We start from the raw sequence: 19,215 nt of genomic DNA, 5'->3' as shown, positions 1-19,215 counted from the left end.
CGTTGTTCAATGTGTATCCTGCAATGAATTGGGCTCGAATCCGGCTGCTGTCAACCCGGTGCCGAACTGGAAATTACTGGAAACCATAACGGTGCTTTTTCCGGTGATATGATTGACCATCTTGCCGGTCTCGGCACGCCAGAATTTCCCTTTATAAAGCTTGAATCCACTTTGAGTCAGGGTTTTCAGCAACTCATTCTTACGGTCATAGTAATCAATCTTGACCGTACGCAATTCCTTGGTATCTATCCAGGTAACCTGACGAACGTATCCCGAATACTCATAGCGAGGAGTGCGTTCAACAACATAACATTGCCATTCACCGCATGCCTCATCACGCAGCCAGTTGTAAGAAAATTTCTCCACGACAGGTGAACTCAAATCTTCATAAGCGAATTCACTGCCCATGAACGGGCCTGACTTGTTATTAGAATTCAAACGCTTAACACGTTTCACCGCAGGCAGGAACAGCCACTGATCATCCGGTTGCAGACCGTGGCTATAAGTTAGCATGGCCGTCCCCTTCACATCGGCAGGCTTATCAAACACAAGTTTGCTCTTGTCGCCCTCCCCGGCAGCTGTAACTTCCAGGGTCATCGAATGCAGGTAGTCCACCGACTCCTGGCCTTGCGCATTTTTCAAGGTCATGACGATATCGTTGGTGTAGTCTTTAAATCCGCTATTTTTTGCGTCCTGCTGCTTCGCGATCGCCAGGCCTTTTTCCTGCGTCGTTTGTGCAACGGCACTCACAGGTACAATTAATGCCAATATTGCCAATAACTTATACATAATCATCCCTTTATTAAATTGATTAAATTTTTTCACTACGGTCTACCAGCAACAACAAACCCGGCAGCATGAACGCTTCTGCGAAAGCCGCAAACGTGATCGTAATCGCAGTCAGAATCCCCATATCCGCATTCATGCTAAACGGCGATGTGGCCAGCACCAGGAATCCCGCTACCAGAATAAAAGTCGAGATCCACATGGGGACACCGGCCAGATCGAATGCATAACGTATGCTTTTTTCAGCGTCGAACCCCAGCTCGCGGCGTCCCTGTAAATACTTGCTCAAAAAATGAACCGTATCGTCAACGACGATGCCAAGTGAAATACCACCTACCATGGACACAGCCATATTGATTTCCCCTACAGCGATACCCCACACCCCATAAGCCATGACCGCAGGCATCAAGTTAGGAATCAGACTGATGACGCCCAACTTGAATGAACGTACTGCAAACACAATAAGCGCGGAAATCAGCACGATCTGCCAGATATTTCCGATCATCATGCTCTTGCCATTTTCCTTACCGATATGAGCAAACATCATGCCTGCCCCCGAGCCTCCCGTCGTTTGGATAATTTCCAGACCGTTAGCCTTTAACCATTGATTGGCGCGCTCTTCCACAGCGATCATTTCGTTGGAACTCACTGCTTTCAATGTCACGGTGAAACGCGTGGAAGATTTGTCCAGATTGATCTGATCATTCAAGTCCAGCCCATAAGGCAGGGACATTTCATATAACAGCAGATACTGCGCGGCCAGTGCCCGCTCATCCGGCAAATTGTAATAAGCAGGATCGTCTCCATGCATATTCTTGTTGAGCCGCTTCATAATGTCAGTGAAGGTATTGACGTGCAGCACTTCAGGCTGTTGGCGATACCATTGGGCAAATTCATTCACTTTTTGCAGGAACGCGGGATCATTTACATATTCTGGATGTCCGGAAGACAGGGAATAGTCAATCAGGTACACGCCCGTGAGGTTTTTTAGCGTGAAATCGGTTGCCTGCCGGAACTCGGTGCTTTCTGCGAAATATTTATGGAACGAATCGTTAAATTCGTTACGAGTTATGAAGGTACCCAATACAAGGGTGACCAGAAGACTCCCAGCCAGCATCTTGTTACGATGCGCCAGGAAAAATTCGGTATAACGCTCCATCAAGGTGATCTTCTCGTCTTCGCGCGAATGCACCTGACTGACACGCCCCGGCAAAATAATCATGGCTGCCGGAATCAGCACCACTGAAATCAGAAAGCCCACGACGATGCCGACAGCCACTACCACACCCAGCGTCTGGAATGGCGGCACTTCGCTGAAGACCATGCTGGCATAACCAATTGCGGACAGGATATTGGTCAGGAACATCGCTCCCAAATTGGAGCCGATACTCTCAGCCATGGCTTCTTCGCGCGGCATCCCATGACGCACCGAATGGCCGTAATGCGACAGAACGTGCACGCCATCCGCAATGGCCATGATCATGATCGCCAATGGTGCAGTTGCCAGCGGCGCCGACATGATTATGCCGTACCATCCACCCAATCCCATAGTGACTGCAATTGACAATACGATACTGAGCATGATCAGGGCCGTACCCGCTACGCTGCGCAAAGTGATTAGCAGCATCACAACCACTACCGCCATCATGATGGGAACCAGCGTGCGCATATCATCGCGTGTTGCTTCCAGAAATGCCGCGTTCATCATCACCACACCCGTCAGATACACTTCCATATCCGGATAACGGGCTTCAAATTCACGCTTCAGTTCACGCGCCTTGGCAACGCTCACTTGAATCGCCTTGGCCTTGGTCCTGTCGGGCAACTGGAAAGTCACATTCACGCCAGTGACATGGCCACTTGGGGAAATAATCCGTTTTTCCAGCAACGGGTCATGCACCGCGATTTCCCGAATACTTTTTAAATTTGCCTCTGTCAGCGTTTCCGGTTTCGATACCAGATCCCGGACATTCAGCGTATCGCCGTCTGCGGTACTGTTCTGATAGTTGGTGACGGAATCGACACGCGACGAATACGGCATTTTCCATGCCTTATCCGTTAACCAGATGACTGCAGCCAGATTTTTCCGGGTAAAGACGTCACCATTTTTGGGCGCGAGCACAAACATGATGTTGTCACTTTTTGTATAAGTTTTTTGTAATGCCTCGAATGCCACCAGTTGCGGATTATCAGCCTTGAAAAAGACCTTGTAATCCCCGCTCATGGTTAGTTTTTTCATGCCCAAGCCGGCAATTACGGCGATAATGATCGTTAACAAAACGACCATCCAACGATATTTGATCACGCCGTAGCCAAAGCGCATTGCAAAATTATTTTTCATAGCCTACCCAGACACATACGCGAATTCGCATAAAAAAGCCGCATATTCAATTTAAAAATATGCGGCAATGGATCGTCCTGCAATTCCTGGTGACGCGACACGTCAAATTCAATTCGGAGACTCAACCGCAACAGGCAAACCTCACCTGCAATCGTCGAATTCCGCACAACAATGTCAGGAATCCGACAGTCATGGCAACGTATTAGAAATACCGCATCAGCGAAGCCTGGAGATAACTATCCTCTCTGTAGGCATTCAAAGGGTTACCCGAATCCACCGAATTGAACCACTGGCCTTCAAATCTGGTTGACCAGTTATCATTCAGGCGACGGCTGAGTTGCAGCCGGGTACTACGCGTACTGTCGTTGGTATCAACCAGGACTCCCAATTTAAGCTGAGTGGATTTGTCATCGTTCATATTCAGAAGAGCACCGACAAACACATCGCTTTGATAAACGGCCTGGCCTTGACCGCGACTGTCGTAGTTGTATTCAAGGAATGTATTTACATCGTACCGGGTATGAAACACGCCATTAAATGCGTATTCCACACCAGTTACGCCCGCCCAGTAATGGTCATAATTCGTATCGCGATGCAAAGCTTCCAGTTTGTAAATCCAGTTACCCCTTACCGCAGTCATATCAACGCTCGTCTGACTCATTTGGTCATAACTGAGATATAAGCCAGCCGGGTTTGCAGTGATTACATATACCGGAGAAGTGGCGACTCGCGGATCACGATTGGTTCCCACAAACTGGGAAATACCGAAATCGATACCATTAAAGGATTTCGACCAGCGCAACGCATAATCGACATGACTGGCCTTATCATTGGATTGATATGCTACAGGCAAGGTATCCAACGAGACCAACGGGCGCAAACGTCCATCCGGCCCGGCAAAAGTACGTTCGCGGAACCATGGCAGAATAAAGGCATCCAGCGTTCCCCAGCCACGACTCACAGTCGCGCGCACCATAGGCTGGCCGAGCTTGCTTTCACGGTTGATGTTTTCAACGTCGTCAGTCTGGTTGATGACGTCAACCAGATGCTGCGATTCAGCCGCGCCCCAAAATACTTTATCAATACCTATGCGCAGATCCCATGGTTTGGCATCAGTACCATGTCTGGAAGTCCATACCATCTCCCGTATATCGGCATGGGTACGCGAATCATCCATGTTGTCGTAACGAAAGAACGGCTTGAAGGAAAAGGAGTTGGTTTTATTCGCCCACTCGTTAAAGTAAGCCGGCTGTATCACTACCGATGGCTCGTTATTACCCTGCGTACCGGAGCTGCCCGCTTGCGCTGCAGACACCGCCAGTACGGCTTGAGGCACGCTGACAAAATTGCTGACAGGCACGCCCATACTGACCAGAAACTGATAAAAGCTGGCTGCAGTTTCCTGAGTGCTTGTTCCGCTTGGCACTTGTGCAGCCGGCTTACGGAAATAACGGTAATCCAGATCAACCTCGGTAGTCCATTCTCCCGCCCGAACGGCGGCGGCATTCATTAATGCACAAACCAACACCCCTATTTTGAATCCAAGTTTTTTCTCAAAACGAATCGACATTATTATTTATCCCTAGTTAGCAAGTTTCCCCGCAAACAAAAAGCAATAAACATACCAACTATTATTAGAAGTATCTGACCAGCGACGATTGAATGAAACTATCCTCTTTAAAGAGATAGATCGGATTACCACTGTCCATCCGGTGATAGCCCTGCCCCAGAAACCGGATACTCCACTTATCATCCAATCGCCGGTTAAGCTCGACGCGGGTGGTACGGGAAGCGTCATTCAAATCCGTCATGATTCCCAATTTGATTTCAGTGGACTGCTCGTCATTCATTGCCAGGCGCAAGCCCGTGAACAAATCGTCCTGCAACACCCCCGCTGAACCTTGCCCCCTACTGTCAAAGTTATACTCAAGGAAAGTACCCAGATCCATCTGGGTGTTGTAAATACCGTTAAAAGTGTATTCAACCCCCGTTACAAAGGCATAAAATCGCTCGAAATTCGAATGACGATCAATCGCCTCCAGTTTCAGTATCCAGTCGCCCAACAGATAATTCACATCCAATCCGACCTGACTGATCAAATCATAATTGACTTGAAGCCCCAGTGGATTCTCGGGGTAATCAATGAATCGAGCTGTGAAATACGCGGGTCGCGATTTGTTCCCCTAAAATAGGTAAGCCCTATATCCAGCCGACCCAGCCCTTTTGACCAGCGCAGTGCATAATCAACATGATTCTCGCCTTGACCGGATTCGAAATGTACCGGCGAACGAACCAGGGAGGTAGGCGAGCGCAGCCGTCCCTCCGGGCCTGCAAAAGTACGCTCCCTGAAAAATGGCAGTACAAACATATCAAGCGTACCCCAGTCACGACTAAGCGTAGTTCGCACCATGGGTTGCCCTAATTTTTGCTCCATTTTGGGATCTTCGACATCATCAGTCTGATTGACGATATCGACGAGATGATGCGATTCGGCCACTCCCCAGAACACCTTGTCTATTCCCACCCGGGTATCCCACGGATGCTCGGTTCCACCATGAGCGGAGCGCCATACCATTTCCCTGATATCAAAATGCGTACGATAATCGTCTCTGTCATCCCAACGATAAAACGGCTTGAACGAAAATGAATTTTGTTTTCCATCCCACTCATTAAAATAGCTTGGCTGGATTACAATGGACGGCTGATCCTGGCTTGCCAAACCGGTAGATGCAATTTGCTCTTGCTGAAATGCGGTTGTGGCATTTGCCAGCTCTTGCACGGTCTGGGACTTGTTCAAAAAATGCCGCATCTCGAAATCGATTTCGGCTGACCACTCTCCCGCCTGTGCCGGTGAACCTACTGAAGACAAGACGAATGCCCCTACCTTAAATATTTTTTTATCAATCATATCCCTGAACCGCTTTTTATAATTTATCTGAGAAACGTCAACACCGAACATTTCAACGTCGGTTGTTGTCTTACAAATTTTTATACGATTTTATACCAGCCCTTAAACCCGCAGCTATTTAAATTCAGCAAACACTTAATTACCTATGCCTACTCTCGACTCGCTCAATTTCTGCAATCATTTCGCCAATCTAACATCGTTCTATTACAGCAAAATCACACCAACACCTTTACCGAATGCCAATTTACTGCACCTTAATCACTCTGCCGCCGCCCTTATCAATCTTGCCACCGATCAAACCGAATGCAATATTGCCGACTGGCTATGCGGCAATGCCATTCCAGCCAGTGCCGAGCCTGTAGCAGCACTCTATGCCGGTCACCAATTCGGTCATTTTGTATCGCAACTGGGGGATGGGCGCGCCATTTTGCTAGGCGGCATCGAAGGCGAACACGGTTATTGGGAACTCCAATTAAAAGGCGCGGGACCGACGCCCTATTCACGCAATAGCGATGGGCGCGCAGTATTGCGCTCCAGCATCCGTGAGTATCTGGGATCTGAAGCCATGCATGGTTTGGGCATTCCTACAACACGCGCACTCTCATTGGTCGGCAGCTCGTTACCAGTATATCGCGAGACCGTCGAAACAGCGGCAGTAATCATGCGCATGAGTCCAAGCTTTATCCGTTTCGGCTCATTTGAGGTATTTTTCTATCGCGGGCAACCCGATGCGATACGGACGCTCGCCGATTACGTTATCCGACACCATTACCCGGAACTGAATGCCTGCAAGGACAAGTACCCACGTTTTTTACAGGCCGTCGTCGTCGCCACAGCCAAACTGATAGCGCAATGGCAAGCTGTCGGCTTCGCGCACGGAGTAATGAATACCGACAACATGTCTATACTGGGATTAACCCTGGATTATGGTCCATTCGGCTTCCTCGACCATTACGACCCCGGATTCATTTGCAACCATTCGGATCAAGGCGGGCGTTATGCATTCGATCAGCAGCCGGATGTAGCGGCATGGAATCTGACCCGTCTGGCACAGGCGCTTACCCCTCTGATGAGCGTGGAGGATGCCAAAGCCGCCCTGGATGTCTATCCGGCAGTTTTTACCAGCGCCTATATTGATCTCATGTGTGCAAAATTAGGGCTGACCGCCGACAAGACCCGGGTACCGCTCATCATGCAATTACTCGACATCCTGCAAGAAAATCGTGTGGATTACACCATATTCATGCGCCGACTGTGCGATTTCAACAGCGCGGCCGATGCACTCAATGCGCGGTTGCGCGATTTGTTCGCAGACCGTGCGGCATTTGATAGCTGGGCGGCGATTTATCGCACCCAGCTTAATACAGCGCAAAACGACGATCATGCTCGCGCAATCGCCATGCGCCGCGTCAATCCAAAATACATACTACGTAACTACCTTGCAGAAAATGCCATCGTGGCGGCACGCGATCATAACGATATGAGCGAAATCAACAATCTGATGCACATATTGCAACAGCCTTATGACGAACATCCGGGCATGGAAGCCTATGCCGCAGCACCGCCTGACTGGGCACAGCATATCAGCGTAAGCTGCTCATCGTGAAATTCGCCCGGCCCGCAGCTGCATGAAGCAAATGGCATTAACACGTTTGCACAAAACACCGGTAGGATGGTATTTTTATCGTTTTAATTTACAGGAACTTCCCACATTGAAAATATCCGTATTGCAACCTGTAGTAGCCGCATTGCTTTGTCTGTCCATATCAGGTTTAGCTACTGCCGATACCTCGACTCCCATTCCACCAACCACCAAGGTCTCCAAAAAAATGACAACCGAATCAGGATTAATTTACGAAGATACAACCGTAGGCACAGGCGCAACTGCCACTGCAGGCCAAACCGTGACAGTCCATTACACCGGCTGGCTTACCAATGGCACAAAATTTGATTCCAGCAAGGATCGCCACCAGCCGTTCAGCTTTCATCTCGGCGCAGGCGAAGTAATTCGCGGCTGGGATGAAGGCGTTGCCGGCATGAAGGTAGGCGGTACGCGCAAGCTGACCATTCCACCACAGCTTGGTTACGGCGCACGCGGTGCGGGCGGCGTCATCCCGCCTAACGCCACGCTGGTCTTCGAAGTCGAATTACTGGGCGTCAAGTAACCTGCGGCTTTAATCAGTTCGGCTGTACGGATAGGTCAGTACAGCCGAGATTATAATCATGCCCGACGTAAACGCTTGCATGCGTTCATCAAGCCGTTAGTCGAGCTATCATGCTCGGTCACCCTATCTTCCGAGATCAATCCGCTCTCGATTGCACCGGCCAGCTGCTTACCCAGCTCCACCCCCCACTGGTCAAACGAATTGATGTTCCACAGCACGCCTTGCACAAATACTTTATGCTCATATAGCGCGATCAGTGCACCCAAGGTGTAAGGATCGAGCTTGCGATACAATAAAGTATTGGAAGGGCGATTGCCAGGGAACACTTTATGCGGCAACAACGCATCCAGACGGGCGCCCGTGACGCCCGAACGTATCAGCTCCACGCGCGCTTCGTCACGCGTTTTTCCGCGCATCAACGCCTTGGTCTGGGCAAAGCAATTCGCCAGCAGCACTTCGTGCTGGTGTTCTACCGGATGATGTGACTCCGCCGCCACCAGAAAATCAGCCGGCACCAATCTTGTCCCCTGATGCACCAGCTGAAAAAAGGCATGCTGTCCGTTGCATCCCGGCTCACCCCAGATGATAGGCCCTGTCTGGCAATGCACTGACTTGCCATCCAGCGTCACACTCTTGCCATTGCTTTCCATATCCAGTTGCTGCAGATAAGCGGGGAAACGCGCCAGATATTGATCGTAAGGGAAAATCGCATGGCTATCCGCATTCCAGAAATCATTGTGCCATACCCCCAAAAGCGCCATGATTACCGGCATGTTTTTTTCCAGCGGCGCACTGCGGAAATGCTCATCCATTGCAAACCCGCCGTCCAGCAACGCTTCAAAATGATCCATCCCTATCATCAGCGCAACCGGCAAACCCACTGCCGACCAGATGGAATATCGGCCACCCACCCAATCCCAGAATTCGAACATATTCACCGGATCGATGCCGAAAGCCCGAACTTTTCGGGTATTGGTGGAAATCGCCACAAAATGTTTGGCAACGGCAGACTCATCGCCCAACTGTTCCACCAGCCAGCGCCTGGCAACCTGCGCATTCAGCAACGTTTCCGGCGTAGTAAAGGATTTGGATGCCACGATAAACAAAGTGGTTTCAGGATTAACTGCGGCCAGGGTTTCCATGATCTGGCTAGGATCGACGTTCGACACGAAATGCGCGCACAAACCCGATTGCCAGTACGGCGTCAAGGCCTGCGTCAACATTACCGGACCCAGATCGGAGCCGCCAATTCCGATATTGACGATATCCGTGATACGCTTGCCACTGTGGCCGCGCCATTTACCGCTACGCACGGCTGCAGTAAAACTCCGCATACGGGACAACACCTCATTCACTTGCGGCATGACATCGGTACCATCCACATACACAGGTGTGGCAGCACGATTACGCAAAGCAGTATGCAACACCGAACGCCCCTCGGTACGATTGATACGCTCCCCGCCGAACATGGCAGAAATTGCGCCAGGCAAATCGGAATCTCGCGCCAGATGCGTCAATAACTTCATCGTTGTATTGGTTACCCGATTTTTGGAAAAATCAAGTAAAATGCCTGCAGCCTCCAAAGAAAAGCGCTTGAATCGCTTCGGATCTTCAGCAAATAAAAAACGCATTTGTATCCGCGCCATGTCTTTCTTGTGTTCTTTAAGCTTCTTCCAGGCAGGGTACTGCGTGCAATCTGTCATTTGTTCTCCTTCATCGATAGAACTTGGAAACTGGCAATTCCGGCTAAATTGGTTACACTGAGAGTCAGACTATCATTATAAGTGCCCCCGAATGTTCTCATCATATTTAAAAACAGATTATCCACAAAATGAACACGAGCAATGAGTCAGTAGCCATCGAAGGGCTGCTGCAGGCGCAATGGCGACTGGCAACAAACAGGGATCTGGATGAGCGCCAGAAAATTGATGCCATGCTGGCACTTGCCGCGAACTATTTACAGGCTGACAGCGCATGGATTATCGCAATAGACGAATTAGAGAAAATCGGCATCCATCATAAATTTGAGCGACATCCCTCAGCAACCGCCGAACCAAGTGAAGACTGGATCAGGATATTAAACGGCCAGATTACCGACTCGCCCAATACCCCATGGCTTACCGGCATCATCACTCTGGAAACCGGTCAGTCCACCGTCTCGTATATTGCCGCACCGCTATGGCTGGACAAATCCCGTTTTGGCCTATTATGTTTTACCAGCAATACCCAGCAGCTTTTCCCGCCTCTTGTTTGCGGTTTTGTTGACCTGCTTGCAGCCGGATTCAGTCAAATATTATTACAGATCCATCAGCAACAAGCCTTGCAGGATCTCGCCCTTACCGATGCATTGACCGGCTTGCCTAACCGGCGCGCGGCTGAAATACGTCTGAACGAAGAAATAGCGCGAGCCGAACGCGAGCATGACGTAATGACACTTAGCATTTGCGACCTCGATCGATTCAAGCTCATCAACGATCACTATGGTCACAAAACGGGAGACAACGTCCTCAAATGGGCTGCCCGCACCCTGCAACAGCAAATGCGCGACGGCGACTGGATTGCCCGATGGGGTGGGGAGGAGTTTCTGATTTTCCTGCATCATGCAGACAGCGATCAGGCCCACCATGCCATAGACAGATTGCGGTTGATTTATCAGCAGACACCATTTGTCCGCGGCAATGGCACGCTAGAACTCACCATGAGCGTAGGCATGGCGAGCGTGCGCGCTGAAAAAATCGACTTGGCCCGGCTGCTTGCGGATGCAGACAGCGCGTTATATGAAGCCAAGAACGCGGGAAGGAATCGGGTGGTACTTCACCAAAGCGGGCAACGCGCTACATTGTGGCACGGAGGTGAAATACAAAACGCACTAAAAAACAACCGTATAATCCCCGCATTTCAACCCATCGTTGATTTGCAAACCGGCCTTCCCGTAGCTGAGGAGGCCTTGGCTCGCCTGACTAACAATCATGGCGCCCCTACTCCGGCAGCCGATTTCATTGCAGCTGCTGAAGGCCTGCAACTAATACACCTCATCGACGATACGATCGCACACCAGACCATGAAGCATTGCGTCATGAATCAAAACAGCAATGCAAATCCCGAATTCGCCCATTTCATTAATCTTTCACCGCAATTCCTGTCTCGCCCGGAAATGGTTCGAAGCCTGCTCAATGGGGTAAAACAGCATTGCACCATGTGCGATATGCCGATTAATGGCATCAAGCCACTGGTATTCGAAATTACCGAACGCCAGTTCATTAACGATTTCGATCAGTTAACCCGGCAAATCCAGCCGCTGATAGACATGGGATTCCGCCTGGCGCTAGATGATTTTGGAAGTGGTTACTCGTCTTTCCTTTATCTTGCCAAGCTCCCTATCAGCTTCCTGAAAATCGAAGGCTGGATGGTAAACAACATGCACGGCAATACCAAGATTCTTGATATCATTCAGGCCATTATTGAAATATCACGCAAACAAAACATAATTACTATTGCAGAAAACATAGAAGATGCCGAAACTGCGGAACTACTCACCAAAATGGGCGTCAATTGGGGACAAGGTTATTATTATGGTCGCCCCGAATGCATCGCTTTACCTTAATTTATAAAAAATTAGCAAATACTAATATTGCTGAACCACCTGCAAATCAGCATAATCGCACCCTAACAATTAAATTGGGAGTACGCCATCATGAGCGCACCTAAAAATAACAGAGGCTTACTGCTTCAGGATCCATTCCTCGACACCTTGCGCAAAGATAATGTGCCTGTATCAGTATATCTGGTAAATGGCATTAAACTTCAGGGTCAAATTGAAGCCTACGATCAATATGTCGTCCTGCTGAAAAACATGGTAACGCAAATGGTTTACAAACACGCCATTTCCACCATCGTCCCCTCACGCCCAGTTCCCTTGCATGCAGAGTAAGCCGTTTAATACATCCTATCCACAAAAAGGTTCGGCGCTGAATGTTTGAACGCCATAGCGGCAATGAACGAGTCGTGCTCGCCAGCATGGACTTTGGCGAACCGGATTACCGTGACAGCGTCGAAGAATTGCATCGCCTCGCCGAAAGCGCAGGGCTCACCGTAGTCAATCTGATCGAAGGTCGGCGTGCACGCCCGGACCCTGCATTATTTGCAGGCAGCGGCAAAGTCGAGGAAATTGCCGCCATGGTGCAGGCGACAGAGGCCGGCGTGGTCATATTCAATCATGCGCTCTCCCCGGCACAGGAACGCAATCTTGAACAGGCATTGCAATGCCGCGTAGTCGATCGCACCACGCTCATACTGGACATATTCGCCAGTCGTGCAAAAAGTGCGGAAGGCATATTGCAGGTCGAGCTTGCTCAGCTCGCGCATATCGCTACCCGTCTGGTGCGCGGCTGGACCCACCTTGAACGGCAGAAAGGCGGTATAGGCTTGCGCGGTCCAGGTGAGACCCAGCTCGAAACCGACCGCCGTCTGATCGGCAAACGCGTCAAGCTGCTCAAGGAACGATTAGCCAAATTGCACCGCCAACGCACTATCCAGCGCCGCGCGCGGAACCGGGGGCGAGTGATGTCAATCTCGCTGGTCGGATATACCAACGCCGGCAAGTCAACCTTGTTCAATGCACTGACAAATGCCGGTTCGTACGCTGCCGATCAACTGTTCGCCACTCTTGACACCACAACCCGCCAACTCTATTTGCCAGAGGTCGGCGAAATCGTACTATCCGACACCGTCGGTTTTATTACCCGTCTGCCGCATACCCTGGTCGAAAGCTTTCGCGCCACACTGGAAGAAACCATACAGGCCGACTTGTTGCTGCATGTCGTCGATGCCGCCAGTCCGATGCGCGACAAACATATCAACGAAGTCAATAAGGTATTGAATGAAATCGGCGCAGCCAACGTTCCGCAGATTCTGGTAATGAATAAGATTGATTTATGCTCATCCTTACCCGGCATCGAAAGGGATGAATATGATAAAATTACAGCAATCCGGCTCAGCGCCAAAACCGGACTCGGAATAAATACGCTGCGCGAGGCGCTAACAGAAGCTAAAATGCATTTTATGCAGCCGCTGCCAGACATCGTTCAAACGAACATTATTAACAACGAATATCACCCGGAATTGGATTAACCATGGCTTGGAATGACCCACAATGGGGTAAAAAAAACGACGGTCCACCGGATTTGGATGAAATCTGGCGGCGTTTCAATGAAAAACTGAATGGGTTATTTGGCGGCAAACCCTCGCCTGGCACTGGCAAACCCTTCAACATGGGTGGCTTGGGTATCATTGCCGGCGTCATTATTGCGATCTGGCTGGCATCCGGTTTCTACATCGTAGATACCGGCGAACGTGGCGTCGTATTACGCTTCGGCAAATTCATCGAAACCACCCAGCCCGGCCCTAACTGGCATTTGCCGTATCCTCTGGAAACAGTCGAAGTCGTCAATATCGAACAGGTACGGACAGTCGAAGTAGGCTACCGTAACAATGTCAAGAGCAAAATGCTCAAGGAATCGCTCATGCTGACCGACGATGAGAATATCGTCGATATCCAGTTCGCGGTGCAATACACACTTAAAGACCCGGAAGACTATTTGTTCAACAACCGCTCGCCTGACGATACCGTACGCCAGATAGCCGAGAGTGTAATGAGCGAAATCGTCGGTAAAAGCAAAATGGATTATGTGCTGTACGAAGGGCGTGCCGATGTCGCCGCCCGCGCCACCAAACAAATTCAGCAATCACTGGATCTCTACAAGACCGGCATCAGCATAAGCAAGGTCACCCTGCAAAACGCTCAGCCGCCCCAGGAGGTACAGGCAGCGTTTGACGATGCCGTTAAGGCCGGGCAGGATCGCGAACGCCTGAAGAGCGAAGGCCAGGCTTATGCCAATGACGTCATTCCTAAAGCGCGCGGCATGGCTGCGCGCCTGACAGAAGAATCCAATGGCTACAAGCAATCCGTCATCGCCAACGCCGAAGGTGAAGCCAGCCGCTTCAAGCAGGTACTGGTCGAATACAGCAAAGCGCCGGCAGTGACTCGCGATCGCATGTATATGGACATGATGCAGCAAGTATTGAGCAACAGCAGCAAAGTACTGATCGACAGCAGCAAGGGCGGCAATAACCTGCTCTACCTCCCGCTCGACAAACTGATGCAAATGACAGGCTCGACTACCGGTAATGCGTCGGCTACCGCCACAACGTCAAATGCACAGGATACCGTCATTAAACCTGTAGCACCTGCCGACTCTGCCATACAAGACACCGCGCGCTCACGTGATGCCTTCCGCAGCCGTGAGCGGGAGGACAGACCATGAAAAACATCAACATTATAATTATCGTAATACTTGGCCTGCTGATTATCGGCAGCATGACTATCTATACGGTCGATCAGCGCCAGAATGCCATGGTGTTTCAGTTAGGTGAAGTCGTTGCGGTAGATAAGAAACCGGGTCTGTATTTCAAATTACCGCTGGTGCAAAACGTCCGTCACTTTGACACCCGTATCTTGACGCTCGACCCGGCCGACCCAGACCGTTTTATCACCTCGGAAAAGAAAAACGTGCTGGTCGACTACTTCGCCAAATGGCGCATTATTGACGTCAAACAATACTATGTCAGCGTCGGCGGTGATGAAACGCGTGCCCAGACTCGTTTGCAGCAAACGATCAATGACGGCCTGAGAGCCGAATTTGGCAACCGTACCGTGCACGAAGTGGTCTCTGGCGAACGTGACCAGATCATGGCTTCGCTACGCGCCAAAGCCGACCAGGACGCACGCAAAATCGGCGTGCAAGTCCTGGACGTCCGCATCAAGCATGTCGACTTGCCGCAAGAAGTCAGCGACTCCGTCTATCGCCGCATGGAAGCCGAGCGCAAGCGCGTCGCCAATGAACTGCGCTCCACCGGTTCTGCTGAAGCCGAAAAAATCCGCGCTGATGCCGACCGTCAACGCGAGGTCATTATTGCCGAAGCCTATCGCGATGCCCAACGCATCAAGGGCGAAGGCGATGCCAAAGCCAGTACGATATACGCTGCCGCCTATTCGCAGAACCCCGAGTTCTACGCGTTCTATCGCAGCATGGATGCATACCGTCAAACCTTCAAGAACAAGAGTGACGTACTCGTGCTTGAACCTAATTCGGCTTTTTTCAAGTACATGAAATCGCCAAAGGCCGCCAAATAAAAATGGCGTCCGGTTTATTTACCGCATTTGCCCTCGTATTCATCATCGAGGGCATTTTGCCGCTCATCATGCCAGCTTTATGGCGGGAGACCTTTACGAAGATGATCAGCTTTACCGATGGTCAATTGCGTTCAGTAGGCCTTGTTTCCATGCTGGGCGGTTTACTTATTCTAATAATGGTGCGCTAAAATGCATAACTGGCTACTTCCTGAATATATCGAAGATTTGCTCCCGCCCACCGCTTTGCGCATGGAAAACCTGCGCCGGGCCATACTCAATTTATTTCGCGTCCATGGCTACGAATTGGTCACCCCTCCTCTCATTGAGTATATCGACTCGCTGTTAACAGGAGCGGGCAGCGATCTGGATCTGAAAACATTCAAACTGGTCGACCAGATCAGCGGCAAGACCATGGGACTGCGCGCTGACATCACCCCTCAGGTCGCGCGTATCGATGCCCACCTGCTTAACCGTCAGGGCGTTACCAGACTCTGTTATGCCGGTTCCGTCGTCCATACCCTGCCGGATGGCACCAACCGCTCGCGCGAACTGATGCAGCTCGGCGCCGAGCTGTACGGGCATCCCAGCTACGAGGCAGATGTAGAAATACAGAAACTCATGCTCAATGCCTTAAAGCTGACGGGGGCAGGCGAATTGCATCTGGACATAGGCCACGTCGGCGTATTCCGCGGATTGCTGCAATATGCCAATATTACCGACGAGCAAGTCGCACCGCTGTTTGCAGCGCTACAGGCCAAGGACATCAGCACGATCCGCGAGCTCACCGCCCATTTGGACGCAAGTTTGCAAGACGCTTTCTGTGCCCTGCCGAGTTTATATGGCGGCGTGGAAGTACTCGACGAAGCTTTCCGCGTATTACCGAGCCACCTCGACATCAGTCAGGCGCTGGAAGAATTGCGTGCCATCATCAACGAACTCAAGGATGAAGCCAAAATCAATATCGATCTAGCCGAGCTGCGCGGCTATCACTACCACAGCGGCGTTGTCTTTGCGGTCTATACCAGCAATCATCCTGTGCCGCTGGCCCAGGGCGGACGCTATGACGAAGTAGGCAAAAGTTTCGGACGCGCACGGCCGGCCACCGGATTCAGCCTCGATCTGCGCGAGATCGCCACCCAGTTCTGGCGGGCTGCCGGAGCGCAAGCCATACTCGCACCGTATCTTAAAAATGCCAAACTGGCCGAGAAAATCAACGAACTCCGTACCAGTGGCGAGATCGTCATCGTCGATCTGCCAGGGCACGAAGCGCACCGCAACGAATACGACTACGACCGCATTCTGAGTCAGGATGCCCAAGGCGAATGGACTGTCAGCAAACGCCCGGACCAGCTCCAATAACTACTTAGCAACTATCTGGAAATAATCAATATGAGTAAAAACGTCGTCGTCATAGGCACCCAGTGGGGTGATGAGGGCAAAGGTAAAATCGTTGACTGGCTGACCGATCATGCACAAGGCGTCGTACGCTTTCAAGGCGGGCACAATGCGGGCCATACGCTGGTTGTCGCGGGCAAGAAAACCGTGCTGCACCTTATCCCGTCGGGTATATTGCGTGATAACGTCACCTGTTACATCGGTAATGGCGTCGTCGTTTCACCTGCCGCCCTGCTCGAAGAAATGGATATGCTGGCGCAACACGGTGTCGACGTTGCTGCCAGACTCAAAATCTCCGAAGCCTGCCCGCTTATTCTTCCGTATCACATTGCCATAGACCAGGCGCGCGAGCGGGCCAAAGGTGTAAGCAAGATCGGCACGACCGGTCGCGGCATCGGCCCTGCTTACGAAGACAAAGTCGCGCGCCGTGCGATACGCCTGCAGGATGTCTTCCATCGTGAACGTTTTGCAGCAAAACTGGGTGAAGTGCTGGACTACCACAATTTCATCCTGAAGAATTACTTCAATACCGACATCGTCGACTTTACCCAGACGCTGGAAGAAACCCTGCTGCTGGCCGAGCGCATCAAGCCCATGGTCGCCGATGTGCCGCGCCTGTTGTATGAGGCCAATCGCAGTGGCAGCAACCTGTTATTCGAAGGCGCCCAGGGCACCCTGCTCGATATCGATCACGGCACCTACCCGTTCGTCACTTCCAGCAACTGCACGGCAGGCGGCGCGGCAACGGGTGCAGGCGTAGGTCCGCATACTCTGCATTACGTATTGGGCATCACCAAGGCCTATACCACGCGTGTCGGTTCAGGCCCATTCCCGACAGAATTGTTCGACGACAACGGCAAATATCTGGCTGAACGCGGGCACGAATTCGGCTCCACGACCGGTCGCGCACGCCGTTGCGGGTGGTTCGATGCCGCCGCGCTAAAACGCTCGATTCAGATCAATGGCGTATCCGGTCTGTGCGTCACCAAGCTGGACGTGCTTGACGGCATGGAAACCCTGCGCATTTGCGTCGGTTACAACATCGGCAACGGTCATTCCGACATTCTCCCGGTGGGTGCCGAAACGCTCGCCAAATGCGAACCGGTTTACGAAGAAATGCCAGGCTGGACCACCAGCACGGTCGGCATCAAGCAGTTTGCCGACCTGCCGGCCAACGCACGCGCTTATCTGGAACGGATGGAACAATTATGTGAAGTGCCGATCGACATGATTTCTACCGGCCCCGATCGCGAGGAGACCATCGTATTGCGCCATCCGTTTAATTAAACCGCATCAAATCCCCAACAAAAGCCGCGCCGGATCTTCCAGCGCGGCTTTTATTTCGACCAAAAAACGTACTGCATCGCGTCCGTCGATCAAACGATGATCGTAGGACAGTGCCAGATACATCATCGGCCGAATCACCACCTGGCCATGCTCTGCGATCGGGCGCTCCTGTATTGCATGCATTCCCAGGATCGCGGATTGAGGCGGATTGACAATCGGCGTGGATAGCAGCGAGCCGAAAACGCCCCCGTTGCTGATGGAAAAAGTACCGCCGCTGATCTCGTCCAGCCCCAATGACATGGTTTCGGCACGTTGGGCGAAATCGCCTATCGCACGCTCGATCTGGGCAAAATCCAGTGCATCCGCATTCCGTAAAACCGGAACAATCAGCCCGCGCGTAGTGGAAACGGCAATGCCGATGTCATAATGATCGTGAAACACGATATCCTGCCCGTCGATCACAGCATTAATGATGGGAAACTGTTTTAATGCCTGCACCGCCGCTTTAACGAAGAACGGCATGAATCCCAGTTTTACGCCATGCTCGCGCTGGAAATCTTCCTGATATTGCATGCGCAGATCCTTGACCGGTTGCATGTTGACTTCGTTAAACGTCGTCAGGATCGCTGCGGTATGCTGGGCTTCGACCAGACGTTGCGCTGTGCGTTGACGGATGCGGCTCATCGGTTGACGCCGCGAACGCCCATCGCCAGTGCCAGGCAGCTTCGCGAGCATGGTTCTCGTATGTTCCGACGCCATTTCCGGCGCCTCAACGTGATGTGACGGCACGATCCCGGTGGATGCTACCGGCGCGCCCCTCTCGTTTTTCTGTTGAGGTGGCACTACAGGAACCTCGTGTACCGATTCAGCAGGCTCTGCCGCGGCAATAGCCGCCTCGCCATTATCGATCCGGGCAATCACTTCCCCCGCCTTCACCACCGCGCCATTCTCGCGCAACAATTCGACCAGAACACCGCTACCGGGAGCTGCAATCTCCAGAATGACCTTATCCGTTTCCAGGTCGATCAGAGTTTCATCGCGACTTACCTTATCCCCCACCTGTTTATGCCATTCCAGCAAGGTGCCTTCAGTGATCGAATCGGATAGTTCAGGAGTTTTAACGTCTATTAACATAATTCCC

Annotated in this window: 17 protein-coding genes; 10 read left to right on the top strand and 7 right to left on the bottom strand. The window is 51.4% G+C overall.

Going from position 1 to position 19,215, the window contains the following annotated elements; translation table 11 throughout:
• Nucleotides 1–6: 6 nt before the first annotated feature.
• The 5 genes from CAP31_RS05835 to CAP31_RS05815 form a co-directional block, all read right to left on the bottom strand.
• Nucleotides 7–825: an outer membrane lipoprotein-sorting protein gene (locus CAP31_RS05835; protein WP_223247386.1), complete on the bottom strand. Its 819-nt coding sequence runs from the start codon at nt 823–825 to the stop codon at nt 7–9.
• Nucleotides 812–3,127 (bottom strand): RND family transporter, encoded by a 2,316-nt coding sequence (locus CAP31_RS05830; protein WP_087446677.1) that lies wholly within the window; start codon nt 3,125–3,127, stop codon nt 812–814. The genes CAP31_RS05835 and CAP31_RS05830 overlap by 14 nt, the downstream gene beginning before the upstream one ends.
• Nucleotides 3,128–3,329: 202 nt before the next feature.
• The gene (locus CAP31_RS05825; RefSeq protein WP_087446676.1) at nt 3,330–4,697 is read right to left on the bottom strand and encodes a hypothetical protein; all 1,368 of its coding nucleotides are present in this window, start codon (nt 4,695–4,697) and stop codon (nt 3,330–3,332) included.
• Nucleotides 4,698–4,761: 64 nt separating this feature from the next.
• Nucleotides 4,762–5,202: a hypothetical protein gene (locus CAP31_RS05820; protein ID WP_157662665.1), complete on the bottom strand. Its 441-nt coding sequence runs from the start codon at nt 5,200–5,202 to the stop codon at nt 4,762–4,764.
• A 20-nt stretch (nt 5,203–5,222) separates the two neighbouring features.
• The gene (locus tag CAP31_RS05815; RefSeq protein WP_087446674.1) at nt 5,223–6,035 is read right to left on the bottom strand and encodes a hypothetical protein; all 813 of its coding nucleotides are present in this window, start codon (nt 6,033–6,035) and stop codon (nt 5,223–5,225) included.
• A 145-nt stretch (nt 6,036–6,180) separates the two neighbouring features.
• Here CAP31_RS05815 and CAP31_RS05810 point away from each other — a divergent pair, with 145 nt between their 5' ends.
• Together CAP31_RS05810 and CAP31_RS05805 are read left to right on the top strand one after the other, a co-directional pair.
• The gene (locus CAP31_RS05810; protein WP_087446673.1) at nt 6,181–7,641 is read left to right on the top strand and encodes a YdiU family protein; all 1,461 of its coding nucleotides are present in this window, start codon (nt 6,181–6,183) and stop codon (nt 7,639–7,641) included.
• A 223-nt stretch (nt 7,642–7,864) separates the two neighbouring features.
• A complete protein-coding gene (locus CAP31_RS05805) occupies nt 7,865–8,200 on the top strand; it encodes an FKBP-type peptidyl-prolyl cis-trans isomerase (protein ID WP_087448279.1) in 336 nt (111 codons plus the stop codon).
• Nucleotides 8,201–8,256: 56 nt separating this feature from the next.
• On the opposite strand, the gene pgi is transcribed toward CAP31_RS05805, so the two are convergent.
• Nucleotides 8,257–9,903, bottom strand: coding sequence for a glucose-6-phosphate isomerase (gene pgi / locus CAP31_RS05800; protein WP_087446672.1), 1,647 nt, complete (start codon nt 9,901–9,903; stop codon nt 8,257–8,259).
• Nucleotides 9,904–10,031: 128 nt separating this feature from the next.
• On the opposite strand from pgi, the gene CAP31_RS05795 reads away from it, so the two are divergent.
• The 8 genes from CAP31_RS05795 to CAP31_RS05760 all read left to right on the top strand — a co-directional run bounded on the left by CAP31_RS05795 (nt 10,032) and on the right by CAP31_RS05760 (nt 18,074).
• A complete protein-coding gene (locus CAP31_RS05795; RefSeq protein ID WP_087446671.1) occupies nt 10,032–11,804 on the top strand; it encodes a bifunctional diguanylate cyclase/phosphodiesterase in 1,773 nt (590 codons plus the stop codon).
• 90 nt (nt 11,805–11,894) lie between these two features.
• On the top strand, nt 11,895–12,131 hold the full coding sequence (hfq, locus tag CAP31_RS05790) for an RNA chaperone Hfq (RefSeq protein ID WP_087446670.1): 237 nt from the start codon (nt 11,895–11,897) through the stop codon (nt 12,129–12,131).
• 41 nt (nt 12,132–12,172) lie between these two features.
• Entirely contained in the window at nt 12,173–13,330 is a 1,158-nt protein-coding gene (hflX, locus tag CAP31_RS05785; protein WP_087446669.1) for a GTPase HflX, read from the top strand.
• Between the two features lie 2 nt (nt 13,331–13,332).
• A complete protein-coding gene (gene hflK, locus CAP31_RS05780) occupies nt 13,333–14,523 on the top strand; it encodes an FtsH protease activity modulator HflK (RefSeq protein ID WP_087446668.1) in 1,191 nt (396 codons plus the stop codon).
• Nucleotides 14,524–14,576: 53 nt separating this feature from the next.
• Nucleotides 14,577–15,392 (top strand): protease modulator HflC, encoded by an 816-nt coding sequence (hflC, locus tag CAP31_RS05775; protein WP_369802456.1) that lies wholly within the window; start codon nt 14,577–14,579, stop codon nt 15,390–15,392.
• A gap of 2 nt (nt 15,393–15,394) precedes the next feature.
• The gene (locus CAP31_RS05770) at nt 15,395–15,580 is read left to right on the top strand and encodes a DUF2065 domain-containing protein (RefSeq protein WP_087446666.1); all 186 of its coding nucleotides are present in this window, start codon (nt 15,395–15,397) and stop codon (nt 15,578–15,580) included.
• A 1-nt stretch (nt 15,581) separates the two neighbouring features.
• Nucleotides 15,582–16,751 carry an ATP phosphoribosyltransferase regulatory subunit gene (locus CAP31_RS05765; protein WP_087446665.1) on the top strand — a complete coding sequence of 390 codons (1,170 nt, stop codon included), beginning with the start codon at nt 15,582–15,584 and terminating at the stop codon, nt 16,749–16,751.
• A 30-nt stretch (nt 16,752–16,781) separates the two neighbouring features.
• Complete coding sequence (locus CAP31_RS05760; RefSeq protein ID WP_087446664.1) at nt 16,782–18,074, top strand: adenylosuccinate synthase; 1,293 nt, start codon at nt 16,782–16,784, stop codon at nt 18,072–18,074.
• Between the two features lie 6 nt (nt 18,075–18,080).
• Here the strand turns inward: CAP31_RS05760 and sucB are convergent, their stop codons facing one another.
• The gene (sucB, locus tag CAP31_RS05755) at nt 18,081–19,208 is read right to left on the bottom strand and encodes a dihydrolipoyllysine-residue succinyltransferase (RefSeq protein ID WP_087446663.1); all 1,128 of its coding nucleotides are present in this window, start codon (nt 19,206–19,208) and stop codon (nt 18,081–18,083) included.
• Nucleotides 19,209–19,215: the final 7 nt, after the last annotated feature.

The sequence above is a fragment of the Sulfuriferula sp. AH1 genome, from assembly GCF_002162035.1.
GTDB lineage: Bacteria > Pseudomonadota > Gammaproteobacteria > Burkholderiales > Sulfuriferulaceae > Sulfuriferula.
The sequence above is the reverse complement of the archived record's forward strand: the minus strand, read 5'-3'. Positions and strand labels throughout refer to the sequence as shown.